At 47.5% G+C, this 16,522-nt stretch carries 12 protein-coding genes; 7 read left to right on the forward strand and 5 right to left on the reverse strand.

Going from position 1 to position 16,522, the window contains the following annotated elements; genetic code table 11:
• Positions 1-105 precede the first annotated feature (105 nt).
• From NDA03_RS12615 to proB, 5 genes are all read left to right on the forward strand, one after another.
• Positions 106-1,773: an alpha-amylase family glycosyl hydrolase gene (locus NDA03_RS12615; protein WP_348238176.1), complete on the forward strand. Its 1,668-nt coding sequence runs from the start codon at positions 106-108 to the stop codon at positions 1,771-1,773.
• A 195-nt stretch (positions 1,774-1,968) separates the two neighbouring features.
• Positions 1,969-2,538, forward strand: a complete 570-nt coding sequence (locus NDA03_RS12620; protein ID WP_190410787.1) for a DUF3727 domain-containing protein — start codon at positions 1,969-1,971, stop codon at positions 2,536-2,538.
• A gap of 110 nt (positions 2,539-2,648) precedes the next feature.
• Positions 2,649-3,734, forward strand: a complete 1,086-nt coding sequence (mltG, locus tag NDA03_RS12625; protein ID WP_348238177.1) for an endolytic transglycosylase MltG — start codon at positions 2,649-2,651, stop codon at positions 3,732-3,734.
• A gap of 167 nt (positions 3,735-3,901) precedes the next feature.
• On the forward strand, positions 3,902-4,450 hold the full coding sequence (locus NDA03_RS12630) for a YqeG family HAD IIIA-type phosphatase (protein WP_190682799.1): 549 nt from the start codon (positions 3,902-3,904) through the stop codon (positions 4,448-4,450).
• Positions 4,451-4,755: 305 nt separating this feature from the next.
• Positions 4,756-5,865 carry a glutamate 5-kinase gene (gene proB, locus NDA03_RS12635; RefSeq protein ID WP_190535598.1) on the forward strand — a complete coding sequence of 370 codons (1,110 nt, stop codon included), beginning with the start codon at positions 4,756-4,758 and terminating at the stop codon, positions 5,863-5,865.
• 43 nt (positions 5,866-5,908) lie between these two features.
• On the opposite strand, the gene NDA03_RS12640 is transcribed toward proB, so the two are convergent.
• Together NDA03_RS12640 and NDA03_RS12645 are read right to left on the reverse strand one after the other, a co-directional pair.
• Positions 5,909-7,066 (reverse strand): helix-turn-helix domain-containing protein, encoded by a 1,158-nt coding sequence (locus NDA03_RS12640; protein ID WP_348238178.1) that lies wholly within the window; start codon positions 7,064-7,066, stop codon positions 5,909-5,911.
• A gap of 330 nt (positions 7,067-7,396) precedes the next feature.
• A complete protein-coding gene (locus tag NDA03_RS12645; RefSeq protein ID WP_190410782.1) occupies positions 7,397-7,576 on the reverse strand; it encodes a hypothetical protein in 180 nt (59 codons plus the stop codon).
• Positions 7,577-8,668: 1,092 nt separating this feature from the next.
• Here NDA03_RS12645 and NDA03_RS12650 point away from each other — a divergent pair.
• Entirely contained in the window at positions 8,669-9,646 is a 978-nt protein-coding gene (locus tag NDA03_RS12650; protein ID WP_348238179.1) for a DUF2382 domain-containing protein, read from the forward strand.
• A gap of 163 nt (positions 9,647-9,809) precedes the next feature.
• Here the strand turns inward: NDA03_RS12650 and NDA03_RS12655 are convergent, their stop codons facing one another.
• The gene (locus tag NDA03_RS12655; RefSeq protein WP_348238180.1) at positions 9,810-12,455 is read right to left on the reverse strand and encodes a DUF3536 domain-containing protein; all 2,646 of its coding nucleotides are present in this window, start codon (positions 12,453-12,455) and stop codon (positions 9,810-9,812) included.
• Between the two features lie 492 nt (positions 12,456-12,947).
• On the opposite strand from NDA03_RS12655, the gene cax reads away from it, so the two are divergent.
• Positions 12,948-14,069, forward strand: coding sequence for a calcium/proton exchanger (cax, locus tag NDA03_RS12660; protein WP_190410779.1), 1,122 nt, complete (start codon positions 12,948-12,950; stop codon positions 14,067-14,069).
• 360 nt (positions 14,070-14,429) lie between these two features.
• On the opposite strand, the gene NDA03_RS12665 is transcribed toward cax, so the two are convergent.
• Positions 14,430-15,251 (reverse strand): tetratricopeptide repeat protein, encoded by an 822-nt coding sequence (locus NDA03_RS12665; RefSeq protein WP_348238230.1) that lies wholly within the window; start codon positions 15,249-15,251, stop codon positions 14,430-14,432.
• A 115-nt stretch (positions 15,252-15,366) separates the two neighbouring features.
• Positions 15,367-16,470, reverse strand: a complete 1,104-nt coding sequence (gene ruvB / locus NDA03_RS12670) for a Holliday junction branch migration DNA helicase RuvB (RefSeq protein WP_348238181.1) — start codon at positions 16,468-16,470, stop codon at positions 15,367-15,369.
• Positions 16,471-16,522: the final 52 nt, after the last annotated feature.

Here is a 16,522-nt window from a genome sequence, read left to right on the forward strand (position 1 = left end):
TATAATTCATTACTAAACTTTAAAATTATAAATGCAGGCTTTAAAAATGTTTGCAAAGAACCATTGGTCAACTAAGTAAGCGAATCTACTTCATTAAAAGCTTTTATGGCAGCAGTCGAATTCAATTTATTTGCTCCTCGCAACCAAGGAGCGGCGTTAATCGGCTCTTTTTCTAACTGGAAAAACATTCCAATGGAAAAAGGTGAGGATGGATATTTCCGAACCCAGGTAGACTTGGAGGATGGCATTTATCAATATAAATTTCGAGTTCAATCGAAAAGCCCAAAATTTGAACCCGATCAATGGGTGGATGTAATCGACCCATACGCTACAGACGTTGATGAAGCAAGAGGCCACAGTGTCGCACGGGTCAAAGATGGGAAGCGAATTGTTGATACTTACGTTTGGCAGCATGACGATACGCTCTTGCCAGACAATCACGAATTAGTCATCTATGAAATGCACGTTGCAGATTTTTCCGGTGGTGAAGATGACCCACACCAGCGAGGCAAATACCAAGACGCGATCGCTAAGTTAGATCATTTGAGCGAACTCGGCATTAATGCTATCGAGTTGATGCCAGTAAATGAGTATCCCGGTGATTACAATTGGGGCTATACAGTCCGCCACTACTTCACTACAGAATCCAGTTACGGCTCCACAGAAGATTTGAAGCGGTTTATTGACGAGTGTCATGGTCGAGGCATTCGCGTTTTCATGGATGGGATTTATAACCACACAGATGAAGAATGCCCGTTAATGCTGATTGACCGGAATTACTGGTACTACGAGCATATGCATTATCCAGAAGACCCGGGTAATTACTGGGGACCAGAATTTAACTACGACAACTACGACGAAAAGTTAGACGTTAAGCCTGCTTGGAAATACGTCGGAGATGTGGTGCGTTTCTGGGTTCAGGAATATCACATTGATGGGATTCGCTTTGATGCCGTGCGCCAATTGGCAAATTATGAATTTTTGGATTGGCTTGCGAAGCAAGCCAAGAAAAATACTGCTCCTAAGCCGTTCTACAACATTGCCGAACATATTCCCGATACCAAAACCGTAGTTTATCCAGAAGGCCCGCTGGATGGTTGTTGGCATGAAAGTTTTCGCTACTTTGTGCTTCCACATATTTGTGGCGAAATGTTTGAATTAGAAAAACTGAAGGAAGTTTTAGATCCCAGAAGGCAGGGTTATACGGCTGCTACGAATGTAGTGAATTATTTGGCAACTCACGACCGCCAACGTTTGATGAGAGAATTAGGCGATCGCGGGATTTTTGACAAAGCCGCATTTGGCAGAGCGAAGTTAGGAGCTGTTTTGTTAATGACGGCGGTAGGTGTGCCAATGCTCTGGATGGGAGAAGAGTTTGGAGAATACCAGCGCAAAAGTGAAAACGTGACTCAGCCCAAGAAAATTGCTTGGCCTTTGTTGTCACAAGACTTAAATCAAGATTTGTTTGAGTATTACAAAAGATTAATCGCTCTCCGGAAAGAAAATCTGGCTCTTTGTAGCGACAACATTGAGTATTTTCACGAAAATCCAGAGGCAAAAGTTTTGGCGTACTACCGTTGGAACGAACCTGCTTCCCGTGTGGTTGTTGTGGCGAATTTCTCAGATAAGTCTCTGTCAGGGTATCGCATTCCTAACTTCCCATCCTCTGGGACGTGGCAGGATTGGATGAATAACTCCCGCATCGAAGCTGGAGAGGATGGCTCTCTAGTTGACTTGCCAGAGTACGAAGCGAAGGTGTTTGTCTGTCAGTAACCGAATCTATTGCTTGGAAGAATCTTTCAACTCAAGGAGGGACAATTGATAAATTGTCCCTCCTTGACGTATGGCGTCTCTACAACTCTTATGCCGTGATATCCTGATTTTTGCAAGCTACTTCCCCACTGTGTGCAAACTTTGGGGTTGGAGTTTTTTAGTCCACAATCTCACGTTGATAGCAGCATATCTGCAATGTTCTCATCCCAACCCCCTGAAGAGAATGGGTCTTCCGTCCAAACCGTCTCGTTGACGGATGAATCCGGGCGATCGCTTAGTTGTTACATTGAGCATTCAATAGAAGTAGATGGTGAAGAATACGTCATCCTCCTGCCGGTAGATTCACCTGTAGAAATTGTGGCGTGGGACGAGGAGAAGGAGGAGGAAGAAGCCACCTTAGTCGAAGACGACGCCGAAATTGACGAAGTTTTTCCTACGGCTCAAGCAGTCCTGGCAGAGCGGAATCTCGCCTTAAAGCGAACCGCATTTGCTCTGACTGTTGCCGGTGAACTGCCTGCGGTTGAAGAGGAAGAAATCCTCACCTTGGAAATCGAAGATGACGATACTCAGCTCGAACCAGAGGAATTTCAGTTTCTAGCCAGCTTTTATCACAAAGAACAAGAATACACAATATACACGCCTCTAGATCCGCTGCTACTGTTTGCGCGGATTAATAGTGCGGGTGAACCAGTGCTACTTTCCCCTGAGGAATTTAAAAAAGTGCAACCGCTGCTGGAAGATCAGCTATTTGATGAAATGGAATAGGTAAAGAATTAAAAATTAGAAATTGAAAATTAAATATGAAGAATTTTCTTTTTTTAATTTTTAATTTTGCCTTCTTAATTCCATGACAGCGGTTGTTACCCGCAATCAAGATGAAAGCAATCCAACGCATCTCCAAATGGACGTTTTATCTCGCCTTAATCCCAGCAACGCTTGGACTCTGTGCATGGCAGGGTTGGGCGTGGTGGAGCTGGGCGAGTGCGCCCCCCGTTGCCGAAACTCAACCGTCAGCGAATGCTGGAAAAGATACATCAGTGCTAATCCGGATTCCTCAAGGAACCTCGGCGCAGCAGATAGGGCGCGATCTAGAAGCAGCAGGGTTGATTCGCTCCGCTGATGCTTGGAAGCTATGGACGTTTTGGTTGGACTTGCAAAAGCGACCGGGTGGGTTTAAAGCTGGGACTTACCAGTTGTCACCCACCCAGCCGCTGCCAGCGATCGCTGATAAAATTTGGACGGGCGATGTAGTGCAGCTTTCCTTCACAATCCCTGAAGGATGGTCGCTTCGACAAATGGCGGCTTACTTTGAATCTCAGGGATTTTTCAAAAGCGAAGAATTTCTCACTGCCGCAACTCAGATTCCCAAAGACCAGTATCCTTGGCTACCTGCGGATTTGCCTTATTTAGAAGGTTTTTTGTACCCGGATACCTACAAGCTAAATAGCGATCGCATCACCCCCCAAGCCATCATCAAACAAATGCTAGATCGCTTTGAACAGGTGGCACTCCCCATCTATCAACAAGCGCCAAACAAAACCCAGATACCTCTTCTTCAATGGGTGACATTGGCTAGTATTGTCGAAAAAGAGGCAGTGATTCCGGTCGAACGCCCTCAGATTGCTGGTGTGTTTACACAACGCCTTCAGAAAGGGATGAGACTGGAATCCGATCCAACAGTTGAGTATGGACTCGGCATTCGGCAAACAGCGGATCAGCCCTTAACTTTGGCTCAGGTGAGGACAGCCTCCCCCTACAATACTTATCTCAACGCAGGATTGCCCCCAACTCCCATCGCCAGCCCTGGCTTAGGAAGTCTCAAAGCCACTCTCAATCCTGAAAAAACAGACTACCTCTTTTTTGTGGCTCGCTACGATGGCACCCATGTGTTTAGTCGGACGCTACAAGAACACCAAGCCGCTACAAACGCGATTCGCCAACAACGGCAACAAAGCCGCTAACAACAGTACCTAGATTGGTCTAGTCGCCAAGCTGCCAATAAGTCTAATTAAGATCGGGGAAGTTGGACTTGCAACTACTAGCAATCCCATTGATAACTTTGCCGGGTTGAAAAAGCTCTTACCTGGGAGTTCTCCTAACAACTCACACTTACAATTAAAAACTGCTTATGTCCTGGGTAACACGGTTACAGCCTGACTTAATTCTGGGCAGACCTATTGTGAGTCTGACCCCCGATCTTCTCCAGCAATATCATCTCAAAGGTTTAGTCTTGGATGTCGATGACACGCTGGTACCCCTAAAAGCAGCCGAGGCGTCTGAAGAACTCGTGGAATGGGTGAAGGAAATTAGACAGGTGGCGACGCTATGGCTGGTGAGTAATAACTTGAGCGAAAACCGAATTAGTGGCATCGCTCGCTCGTTAAATTTGCCTTACATTACCAGCGCTGCTAAGCCATCGCGGCGCAAGCTGCGGCAGGCTGTCACCGCGATGAACCTTCCTGTCGAACAAGTAGGAATGGTGGGCGATCGCTTATTTACAGACGTTTTAGCAGGCAACCGACTCGGTATGTTTACCATTCTCGTCGAGCCGATGCTTGACCCAGCGCTTGCCGTGCGCTCTTATCCAGTCCGTACCTTTGAAGTCTGGGTGTCCCAAGCCTTGGGCGTCTCGTTCACCGCAAAGCAACAAAACTTAAAAAATCCAGACAAATCCTGAAAAACCAAAATATAAAGAAATAATTATGAGATTCTCGATTGTCAAAAATCCCTGGCATTATACATATGGTTCAAATGGGGTCAGCCAATATAAAGACCCTAAACATTAATCCCCGTGAATACCTGTGTAAAGCGTCAGTTCCCAGATGGAGGAGCTGGCGTTTTACAATTTGGAATGGGAAATCGGCTGAAGCTAATCACTCATTGCCAATTCCCAGCCTCCAGACGCGATAAATCAGATGCGATTTATCGCGTCTGGACAATCTGTTCCCCCTCCCCTCTACTCCCCTGCGCCCCCTCTCTTTTGTGAGTCAAACCCTTGTCATCAAAATTGGTACTTCCAGCCTGACATCGCCTGAAACAGGTCATCTGGCTCTTTCCACTATCGCTGCCTTAGTAGAAACCCTCACAGATTTACGGCGGCAAGGTCATAAAGTGGTGCTAGTTTCTTCGGGTGCTGTCGGAGTGGGTTGCGCCCGCTTGGGACTCGTGCAACGTCCGCGCACCCTAGCACTCAAACAAGCAGTGGCAGCAGTCGGTCAGGGACGCCTGATGCGCGTATACGATGACTTTTTTACAACCTTAGAACAACCCATTGCCCAGGTTCTCCTGACTCGCAGTAGCTTCAAAGAACGCTCAGCTTATATCAACGCCTCCAACACCTTTCGGGAACTGTTGCGGTTGGGCGTCATCCCCGTGGTGAATGAAAATGACACCGTAGCCGTAGAGGAACTGAAATTTGGGGATAATGATACGCTTTCAGCCCTAGTCGCCAGCTTGATAGAGGCAGATTGGCTATTTTTAATGACCGATGTAGACCGACTGTACTCCGCCGATCCGCGTCAAGTTCCGGATGCTCAGCCGATCGCTCTAGTAAACCACATTGATGAGCTGGAAGAATTACAAGTGCAAACAGGCGATCGCGGCTCTCAATGGGGCACAGGTGGCATGGTTACAAAAATTACTGCCGCCCGCATCGCTACCAGCGCCGGAGTTCGGACAGTCATCACCGAAGGGCGATTTCCCCGCAACATCCAAAAAATCTTGCAAGGAGAACCCCTCGGCACTCAGTTTGAACCCCGCGACACGATGGGCAATGCCCGTAAGCGCTGGATTGCCCACGGGTTGATTCCCGCTGGGAAGCTATATCTGGATAAGGGAGCGATCGCGGCAATTAGTCAGGCAGGAAAATCCCTCTTAGCTGCTGGGATTACCCTAGTCGAGGGAGACTTCCAGGCGTCAGACGCTGTGCAGTTATGCGACCCTCAAGGACGGGAAATAGCTAGAGGGCTGGTGAACTACAGCAGCGACGAGCTACAGCAAATTAGTGGACGCCGTTCCGAAGAAATTCCTGCAATTTTAGGCTACGCCGGTGCAGAAACCGTCGTCCATCGAGATAATCTTGTCATTAGTTAGTCAGCAGTCAGTGATTTTTCTGCCGATCGCTAATAACCAATGACTAATTACGACTAATTGCTTCAGGCGGAGCAATATCAGGCCCAACCGCCACTCCTTTCTGACCCGCCTTTAAACCGGGTTTCGCAGCAGGTTTCACAGGACGATGCGACTCAGAAGCAGATGAGTTGTTAGGAACATCCGGTGGAGAATCAGCAGACGCTGATGATTGTGAATGGTTTGACATCAACGCGAGTCCCCCCACTGCCCCTGCCACTAGCGCAGCATAACCCACGTATAAATGAACTGTATTGAGCTGAAATCCAAACCCAGGCACTGATTTCGGTCGGTACCAAGAAGGCAGTACAGATTTTGCAGGATCGGGCGCGGGTAAGGAAGCAGCCATTGCAGCACCATCTAACCCCAAGGCGACCCCCATCCGGCGAATAAAACCTCGGACATAGATATCCTCAGGCAAATGCTCGAAGCAACCGACTTCCAAAGCCTGAATGTGATGAAGCGGCACGAGTGTTTGATTGTGAAGTTGCCGCAGAGTCATTGACTGTGCATGACGTGCTTGCCCTAATTGCTGACCAATTTGACGCAGGCACTCTTGCCGTTGCTCATCTGCGATTTGCGCTGCCAATTCCGCCTTGGAGAGCTTTTTGAGTGGTTTGGGAAAAACCGGATCTGGGCTGGTTGGCACAGGCAGTGGCCTAATGTCTACTAAATCGGCAGGTGAGGCATTCATACTGCGTCCTTGGTCATTCGTTAAAGTTAAGTCATTCGTCGTTGATTCTGGGTGATTAACGGATGACTGTTCGCTATGGACTGATGACTCTTGAGGCTGAGTGCTAGCTTGCGGCTCTTGTTGATTGTTACCAATTTCTGGAGATGTGACTGGGACAACCTTATAAGTTTTCGCAAACTGCTGGAACGCTAGCCGGATGGCTTCTCTCCCTACTGCCTTAACCATAATCTGGGCACTCCCAGCAGCTTCTCCCAAGATTGTCTGTAACCCAGCCAAGGCACGATTGTAGACTTCGCTGCTATGGAGTTCAGATTCTATCCGGCTAAGGATAGACCGTAATACTTCCTGAGAAATTTCAATGGTTGGGCTTTCGGTAATACCGCTACCATATGCCGATTGTAATGCCATGACTTTTCTTGTCGAGCGTGCTTGAGGAAAACCAAACTTATGCGATCGCTCGCGAACGTGCATTCCTGAGAGCCTAAAACGGCTCCCCACGACGGTTACAGGGGCTTTTCACCCATAACTGACGGTGAATTTGCAGGCTGTTTGAGCTATCTGAGTAAAGTATTCGGCAAGCGGGAACTAGATTCCGGATCGAGCAAAAGTCAATTTTCTCTGTTCAGCGGCGTCACTTAGAACCTGAAGTGCGTTTAAACTTAATAAATTAAAATAACAATTTTCGCCTTATTTAGAATCCAGGGGTCAGACTGAGGATAGATTCTGGCTCCTGGATTCTGTAGAGACCTTGTGGTGGTCAGTCTCAACTTGGCTCCTGACAACTGAATGCAATTTGGCGGTTTAGTGCTGACGGCGGTTTCCTGGCTGGTAATCTTTAACCCAGCAGCGTTCCAAAAGGTGAATTCTGTAACAATACGAGAAGCGGCGGGGATTGAGCACTAATTTAGTTTTGGAACTAAACAGGGGCTGATTGAGAAACTGCCACAGAGGGAACCGAATCTTGCCGTTTTGGGGAGCCATAGTTTGAAAATTCCAGATAGCAGTAGTACAAAACAGGGGCACCGTGCATCTATCTATGGTGACATCTGCTTGGTTAATATTACCTTGCCAAAGATTACTACAAATTTGCTTGGGTTAGATTACGGAATCTCTAGAAAGTGTTTTTGCAAACTCTGTACTTCCACGGATGCGCTGTTGAACTGCCCAGTTAGGGTACTCTGCTACTAGAGCGTAAGCGCTATGTAAGCGCTCTTCTAGAGAGCGTGTCAAGATATTTCAAGGAGCAGCTCAACAATTGAATTTTAGGTACTTATACTTAATAGATGTAGCGAGATTTTCTACTACTACCAAAGATAGAAAAAATTTATAGGCGAGCAGGCTTAAATAAATTTACAAATCTTAAAATATCAGGGGCACCAAGGCTAGTAAATTGCGTAAGTTTTAATCTGCAAAGATCGACTACAACCTCAATTAAGTTCACAAGATACAGCAATCCTACTCAAGTTGTGATAATTCAGGGCTTGAGATACCCAACTTCTCTAAGAAGTTGGGTATCTTGCCTTCGGGAATCATTTAGAACTGCTGTAGCAACCTTATTCGACTTGTGAAATAAAAAAACTGCGTAAGCGATGCTGCCGTACACGATCTCCGCTTTAGACGCAAAAAAGGCCAAGGAAAGCTCACAAGCAGTCTATTAGTTTCACAAAATATTGAATTTAAGATTGCAAGAGCAATTCATCTCATTCAAAAAATGTTAGATGCTACTCTTAGGTTAAGAATAATTTAATTTTTCAAAGAGTTTATTAATTAAATTATATATCTATCCATTGAAATATATACATACCTGTCTGAAGGGAGATAAAAAATCAAAATTTGCTGCTTTCATTAGCAAATATAGAAAGATAATTGCTAATCATTTGTAAAAAACTTATTTTTATCTCTACTTAATAATTAACTGACAAAAACTGAGCAAATGCTCCATAATTGTGCATCCTCTTTAGGGCTTATGTATTGAATTTATTGAAGTCAGTCGCTAGCCAGATGGAGCCAGCGTAGAGACTTTTAGCATAGATACATAAGAAATACACAAGAAATTTGGAGGAAAAGAAAAGCATGGTTTTATACAAGCTTGAAGATTTCGACACAGACTATCAAGACACTTTTGGCGGTGAAGACGTTAAGGGATTTGACGTCTATTCAGATATCAGCGATGACAAGGTTGGTAGCGTCAAAAATATCTTAGTTGATGAATCGGGGCGTTTCCGCTATTTAGTTGTTGATACAGGCTTCTGGGTTTTCGGTAAGCAAGTATTGCTACCAGTGGGTCGTTCTCGGATCGACTATGATAATCGGCACGTCTACGCTGTTGGGCTTACCAAAGAGCAAGTAGAAAATTTACCGGAATTTGGCGACGATCTCAGGGTTGATTACGATTACGAAGAGCAGGTGAGAGGAGTTTATCGCAACTCGGCGGTAGAGCCATCTGTGGAAACATCGGCACCGATAAACACAGCAACACCTTTAGATGCATCTGCACCTTTGGGGGCACCTGTTGTGGAACCTAGTTACGCCGCTCCGATGGCAGGTGCTGTACCTGTTGAGGATAATTATGAAGCTTACGATCGCGATCGCTACAATTATCAGCAAGAGCCATCTTTGTACGATATGAACGATCGGGATCATCAAACCCTCAAGTTGTACGAAGAACGGTTGATTGCTAATAAAACCCGCCAGAAAACAGGCGAGGTAGCGGTTGGTAAACACGTTGAAACTGAGACAGCGCGAGTTTCAGTCCCCATTGAAAGGGAGCGAGTGATCGTTGAGCGCGTGACTCCAGCAGATGCGGGAAGAGCTGTTACTCCGGGCGAAGCTGCCTTCCAGGAAGGGGAAGCTGCACGGGTAGAAATCTACGAAGAAACTCCTAACATTCAAAAGGAAGCTTTTGTACGTGAGGAAGTCAGAATCAGAAAAGAAGTAGATCGTGAAACGGTTAATGCTGAAGAACAGCTTCGTCGAGAAGAACTGGATGTGAATAGTAACGATCTGCCCATTCGGGATCAAAACATCCGCACCGATCGCGATCGCATCTAATCGCGTAGAGGCTACACCCTTTTGAATCTGAAATAATGGGTGAAACGCTTCAAGTGTAAATATTAAGGGGTAGGTTACAAAACCTACCCCTTAATATTTGAGAGCAGCTAATCGATTCAGGTAATGGGTGATTCGTCGGACAATTCCCCATTACCCGTGACATTTATGACAGTTGGTTCAACCAGGGACTGACATCTACAGCTAGCTTTTGACCGAGTAATAGCAACTGACGTAGCTGAGACGAATTGCCGTTAGTTTCTGACTCCAGCAGCGGCACAATTTGGCTGTGGAGACAGCTAAAGTAGAGTTCTTGAGGGCGATGCAAAGATAAGCCGAGGTGTAGCTGATTGCCTACAGAAATCATGCGCTCTAAGCGTTGGATATCTGCTTCTAGAGTGGCTGGGTTAGAGTCGTGCAGAAGCTTCCAGAGCGAGCGCAAGATCAACTGCTCTAAAGTTTTCTTGGCATCGGGGATATTCAGCTGACAGCGTAGCTGATTCGCTTCTTTGGCGATCGCTTCCAGTTCTGCTAGCTGATTCAAACCTTGCTGGGGTTCGCCGTTTTCTTGCTCCAGTGCCCGTAGAGACATCCGGGCGCGGTTAGAAATTGCCACTTCTGCCGCTACTTGCAACTCTTGCGGAACGGGCAGCTCATCGCGCTGGAACGCCATCAAGATGCCGTAGTTATCCCGGTAAACCTGCGTGTAAAGCTGGTCTAGGCGGGTTAAAGTTTTCTGACTCAGCAGCCGCATAATCCGGTGGCGTTCTTCAGCAAATAATTTCTGCAAATTGAATGAATTACCCCCAAACAGCTGGGACATCGCCAGGATCGCGTGAGCAGCACTAGCCTGTTGCAGCGCCGCAAACAGCTTTTCTTTCATCTGGCTATAAGTGCGGCGGCCGGCAAACGGTTGAATGCAGCAATGGAAATCCCAGCCGCCCAAATGAAGAACGGCAAAGACTAAATGAGTGCTTTCCCAAGTAATTTCTGATGTTAGTCGCAGTTGCCCCACCGCTAGAGTCAGCGATCCCATGCGTTGCATCTGGTAATCCAACTGATGGGCATCGTAACAGTAGACCCGCTGTTGTTGGGGATAGGTAGTGAATAGGGAACTGATGGCATAGTGTGCTGCCACTTGCTCTATACCAATCTGGGCACTGACTACCAGCTGCCGGTACACCTCAGCACCATGCTTGAATAAATCAACATTACTGGGAGCTTGGGAGAGACGTTTGATAAATCCTTTTTCCAACTGCACACCAGAGACATCACCAGCAAGTTCCAAGGCTCTAGCGGCGTAGCGGAGAATCTGCGTTCCTTCAGGTCTTGAGAGTTCTTCAAAGAACCAGCCGCAACTGGTGTACATCAGCAGACTATGGCGCTGCATTTCCAATAGGCGCAGGGCGTCTACTTGTTCTGATGGTGTTAGTTTGCGGGTGCGATGGCGGGCGAGGAAGCGCTCTACATTAGCAGGAGAGCGATCGCGAATTACGTGGATATATTCATCCCGTGTAGCCCAGGGATCGCGGAAGAACTGGCGACCCGTTTCTTCATAAACTTTGCTTAACTGATCCCGCAACCAATCTAGGGCATTCCGCAGGGGACGCCGCCATTTCTGATGCCAAACGCCACCTTCGCCACCGCAACCGCAATCATCCTGCCATCGATTCACTCCGTGAGCGCAACTCCAAGCGGTGACTGGCTTCAGTTCCACTTCCCAGGTGGGAGGATTCAGACTCAGGTAATGGGCATAGTTGGTGACAGTCCAGCCGCGCCGGGGAAACTCTTCTACAAAGGCGAAGGCTAAGGTTTTCTCTGTCCCGCTTTTGTGGTGTCCAAAAGTTTCGCCATCTGTGCCAACAGAGATGAGCTGCGAAGTCCGGCGATCCCCGCGCACTGCTGACCCGATGCGCCCAGCTAGCGTCCCTGCCCAGCCCAGGACATCATTAAATCCCATGTCCCGCGAGATCGGGCCATCGTAGAAAAAGATATCGATGTAAGGGGTATCTGGGGTTTCGTTAGTGGGAAATGAATACTCAGCGCTGAGGGGTGAATCTTGCGTGCTGAGTGTGGGTTTCAGATAACAGCGATAAGGACGGGTAGGATCGATTTGAGAACCGCCCACTTCCAACCATTGAGTCACAGGCTGCTCGTCTGTGGGGATCGGTCGGCAACGTTCAGCTTGAGAAGGTGCTAAAACAATGAATTTAATTCCTTCTGCAACTAATGCTTCTAAGGTTGCATAGTCTACGGCAGTTTCAGCCAGCCACATTCCTTCGGGATCGCGCCCGAACCGGGAGCGGAAGTCTTCTTTACCCCAGCGAATTTGGGTGTACTTATCCCGCTCGTTAGCAAGCGGCATGATGATGTGATTGTAGACTTGCGCGATCGCATTGCCGTGTCCGTTCAGGCGATCGCTACTTTTGCGATCCGCTTCTAGAATTCGCTGATATACCTCCACGTCGTAGCGTTCCAGCCACGACATCAATGTGGGACCAATATTAAAGCTGAAATACTCATAGTTATTCACGATCCCCACGACTTCGCCCCGGTCATTTAGCACTCTGGCAAAGGCATTCGGGCGATAGCATTCATGGTGAATCCGCTCATTCCAGTCATGGAACGGAGACGCACTCGGCTGCCGTTCAATCGCATCTAGATAAGGGTTTTCGCGGGGCGGTTGGTAAAAATGACCGTGAACCGTAACATAAACGCCGGTAGCCGTTTGCAGGGGATCGGTTGCTACACTGGTGTTTGCTGTTCCCTCAGCAGAATACTGTGAAGCTGGTCTTTCAGCAGCAGAAGTCATAGGATCGCATCCAAAATTAGTAAAAAATTAGGGTCAATAACTTATCTAGATAGACTGAGCATCCCCGCGTTTACTTGAACGCCAGGGAAACAGCAAGTTAAATCAGTCCATCTGGAGAAGGCGAAGACTCACCACCCAAACATGGTAAAGACTCTTGGGGGCGAAGCCTTCTCTCCTTAAATGGGGGGATCAAAGCAATCGGTTTAACATCCAATTATTTTGCCCGTACCGATGAGCAACTGCCTGTGCCCCATGCCGGTAACGGTCAATGAACAAAATTGAAAAGCCAGGATAGTTACTTGTTACTTACATGATTCAAGCGTAATGCTGCCATGCTTGGAACACTAACTTCATGCAAATGAATAGTAAATTAACTTTGCTTAAGGAATCCTGCGTCTAAAGAAATATTCTGTTACATACTCAAAGACTGAAAGAAGCCAGAACACTCAACAAGCGGCTATCCTAGACACGAGCTAAATACGAATAATTTGGATGCTGTCTCTAAACACGCTTTTTTCCATTCTTTTGTTGTTTATCCCTATTTCCATTACGGCCCACTTTCTGGAATGGGGATCGTCAGTCGTCTTCATCACCGCTTGTCTGGGGATTATTCCCCTTGCCGCTTGGATGGGCACCGCCACAGAGGAAATCGCGGTTGTTCTTGGCCCCTCCTTGGGAGGACTGCTGAATGCTACTTTTGGCAACGCCACCGAACTCATTATCTCCCTCGTTGCCCTCAACGCGGGGCTGGTGGATGTCGTCAAAGCGAGTATCACCGGCTCTATTATCAGCAACTTACTCCTGGTCATGGGCTTTTCCATGCTATTGGGGGGCTTGCGCTTCAAAGAGCAGGAATTTCAGCCAATGGTGGCAGGGGTAAATGCCTCGGCAATGAACCTAGCAGTGATTGCAATGCTGTTACCAACCGCGATGGACTATACCTCCACCGGGATTGATGAAGCCATCGTCCAGCAACTTTCGGTCGCCGTTGCCGTAGTATTAATCGGAGTCTATGGGTTGACGCTGCTATTTTCGATGAAGACCCACAGCTATCTCTACGATGCGGGTGTGGCAGAACAGGAGATACTCACTGAGTTAGCTGAGTCAAATCTCGCTCCAGAAGATCCGGAGCATAAAGTTAACCTGCCCCTATGGATTGGAGTGCTATTAGGCGCAACGCTACTGGTTGCGGCGGAGTCGGAACTATTGGTTTCCTCCTTGGAAGAAGCCACCTCCCAACTGGGTCTGACGGCGCTGTTTACAGGGGTGATCCTGGTTCCGATTATTGGCAATGCTGCCGAACACGCTACCGCTGTCACCGTAGCGATGAAAAATAAGATGGATCTTTCTATCTCAGTGGCGGTGGGTTCTAGCTTGCAGATTGCCTTATTTGTGGCTCCGGTTCTCGTTCTGACGGGTTGGGCGTTGCACAAACCGATGGATTTGGACTTCAACCCGTTTGAATTGGTAGCAGTGGCGGTGTCGGTACTCATTGCCAATTCGATTAGTTCTGATGGCAAGTCGAACTGGCTAGAAGGTACGCTGCTATTGGCTGCTTATGCAATTTTGGCGTTGGCTTTTTACTTCCACCCAGTCATGGGGGGGATTGGGTAGAAAGACAAAAGGTAAAAGTTCTTTCTTCGAGCTTTTGTTTTTTGTGATGGCTCCTCCGGCGTCTATCGATTGTTAGAAAAGGCGATCGCTAACCTGAATGGGTGATTCTTTTTTACCTGGTAGGGTGAGGGGGAAGCGTGGCAAAGCAGATTACCTTGGAACTGTAGAAAAGTTTTGATTTGCTTCCAGGTCATCCCTAGAAGTGAATCAAAACCGCGATCGCCCTTTCTCACTAAACGCGATCGCTATCTCTATACAGAAACTCTATACGGAAAATTCCTCAATCAAAAAACCGCTTTCTTAAAGAAGGCGGTTTTCTGATATTTGTGGCACAAACCTTAGGGGTAGTTGCAATCGCCTTTATTGTAGACTCAGAAATTTCTCTAAAGCGGCAACCATGACTGGAGGCCAACGGCGGACATTTTTTACCCAGTTAATATCTTTATAGCGGCGATCGATTCCGACAACCGCAACCCAGTTACTTTCGGCTTCACCCCGATTTCCCTGTTCCCAGAGAGCAGCGGTAAGGGCAGCTCGCATATCAGGAAACTGGGGATATTTACGAACAATATTCTTCATCGTGCGAATCGCTTCTTTTTGTTCGCCCATTTGATACAGCGCGATCGCGTAATTGGCTCTGGCAAACGCAAAATTAGGAGCGAGATCGGCTGCTTTTTTGTAGTCAGCGATCGCTTCCTCCCACTCACCCAATCCTGCCTTGGCATTTCCTCGGTTGTTGTAAGCCATTGCATCCTTGGGATCGATTTCCAGCACCCGATTGTAATCAGCGATCGCTTCCAAATATTTCCCCTGTCCTTCTAATGCAGTACCGCGATTTAGATAAGGATCGGTAGCGTTCGGGGCGAGTTCAATAGATTTATTAAAGTCAGCGATCGCATCTGACAATTTATTCTGGCTTACCTTGGAATTTCCCCGATTGCTCCAAATAGCCGGATTAGTGGGAAATCGCTCAATTAGCTGAGTCCATAACCCTTCAGCCGTAACAAAATCACCGGCATTTGTCGCGGTAAACGCTTTAGCCGCTAGTTCGTCTCCTTCCTGCAACTCAGTTTCCGTGTAAGTGGAAGGTGGTTCTTGGGCGATCGCTGGCGGCGCATTCACGAACCCAGTTGAAACAGTAATAAACAGAATGCTCAGTAAAGTCAGAATCCAACGAATCATATTATCTTGGCTTTTAGATTTTGGTAGCATAGGCGCTGCCCAGCAGAAAGCTAATTCCTGGGCAATGCCCATCCTACTACTGCTGTATTCGTCATTTGTCTTTAGCTTATTATCCTTAGAATAATGACGAATCATATCCTAAGTGCTTTCGGGCTGCGGGAGTCGCAATGCGACCGCGAGGCGTTCGGTGCAAATAGCCAATCTGTAATAAATACGGCTCATAGACATCTTCAATTGTTTGGGCATCTTCTCCTGTGGCGGCGGCGATCGCTTCCAAGCCTACAGGCCCCCCATTAAATTGTTCTATCATGACGGTCAGCATCAACCGATCTGCCCAATCTAAACCCATTGGATCGACACCGAAGACTTCCAAAGCTTCCACCGCAACAGGTTTAGTAATTTCCCCAACTTTTTTTACCTGAGCAAAATCTCGCACCCGTTTTAAAAGGCGATTGGCAATTCGGGGAGTTCCACGGGAACGACGCGCAATTTCTTCAGCACCATCTGGTGTAACCGGGGCTTGGATCACTTCAGCCGTCCGCTGCACAATCAAAATCAGTTCATCCAACTCATAAAAGCGTAACCGTTGAATTAAACCAAAGCGATCGCGCAACGGTGACGACAGCGAACCTACCCGCGTCGTTGCTCCTACTAGCGTAAATGGCGGGAGCGGCAAGCTGCGAGTTTTCGCACTTTGACCCTTGCCAATCGTAATATCTAACCGAAAATCCTCCATTGCCGGATAAAGCAATTCCTCCGTCATCCGACTCAAGCGGTGGATTTCGTCAATAAATATAATATCTCCCGGCTTTAGGCTCATTAGTATCCCCACAATATCGCGGGGACGCTCCAACGCAGGTGCAGAGGTGATTTTACAAGTGCTTCCCATCTCTGTCGCTAAAATCAGCGACATTGTGGTTTTTCCTAAACCCGGCGGACCATACAGCAGCAAGTGATCCATCGACTCGCCTCTGCCTTTTGCTGCTTGAATCGCAATTTCTAGAACGCCCTTGAGGTCTTTTTGCCCAATATAGTCAGCTAGTCGCTGGGGTCGCAGACCTTCTTCTTGCTTCTCGGTTTCGTCCATTGCGACAGTTGGCTGTAATAACTCTTCAACCGTCTCTTCTGGCTGAGATTTGCGGCGTCCCCCTGGCTTCCGGCGTTCCTGGGGTTTCCCGTTGGGTTCTTGAGGCTGCTGTTTAGAAGAAATTATCGCCATGATTAAAAATTTATTTTAAAAACAATACCAAGACATGAAGACACAGAAGGTC

Source organism: Trichocoleus sp. Lan (assembly GCF_039961855.1).
Lineage (GTDB): Bacteria > Cyanobacteriota > Cyanobacteriia > Cyanobacteriales > FACHB-T130 > FACHB-T130.

What these genes read in the sequence shown, in the direction of transcription:
- NDA03_RS12615 (WP_348238176.1), top strand. Translation starts at nt 106, where the DNA reads ATGGCAGCAGTCGAATTCAATTTATTTGCTCCTCGCAACCAAGGAGCG.
- NDA03_RS12620 (WP_190410787.1), top strand. Translation starts at nt 1,969, where the DNA reads ATGTTCTCATCCCAACCCCCTGAAGAGAATGGGTCTTCCGTCCAAACC.
- mltG (WP_348238177.1), top strand. Translation starts at nt 2,649, where the DNA reads ATGAAAGCAATCCAACGCATCTCCAAATGGACGTTTTATCTCGCCTTA.
- NDA03_RS12630 (WP_190682799.1), top strand. Translation starts at nt 3,902, where the DNA reads ATGTCCTGGGTAACACGGTTACAGCCTGACTTAATTCTGGGCAGACCT.
- NDA03_RS12640 (WP_348238178.1), bottom strand. Translation starts at nt 7,066, where the DNA reads ATGCACGTTCGCGAGCGATCGCATAAGTTTGGTTTTCCTCAAGCACGC.
- NDA03_RS12645 (WP_190410782.1), bottom strand. Translation starts at nt 7,576, where the DNA reads ATGGCTCCCCAAAACGGCAAGATTCGGTTCCCTCTGTGGCAGTTTCTC.
- NDA03_RS12650 (WP_348238179.1), top strand. Translation starts at nt 8,669, where the DNA reads ATGGTTTTATACAAGCTTGAAGATTTCGACACAGACTATCAAGACACT.
- NDA03_RS12655 (WP_348238180.1), bottom strand. Translation starts at nt 12,455, where the DNA reads ATGACTTCTGCTGCTGAAAGACCAGCTTCACAGTATTCTGCTGAGGGA.
- cax (WP_190410779.1), top strand. Translation starts at nt 12,948, where the DNA reads ATGCTGTCTCTAAACACGCTTTTTTCCATTCTTTTGTTGTTTATCCCT.
- NDA03_RS12665 (WP_348238230.1), bottom strand. Translation starts at nt 15,251, where the DNA reads ATGATTCGTTGGATTCTGACTTTACTGAGCATTCTGTTTATTACTGTT.
- ruvB (WP_348238181.1), bottom strand. Translation starts at nt 16,470, where the DNA reads ATGGCGATAATTTCTTCTAAACAGCAGCCTCAAGAACCCAACGGGAAA.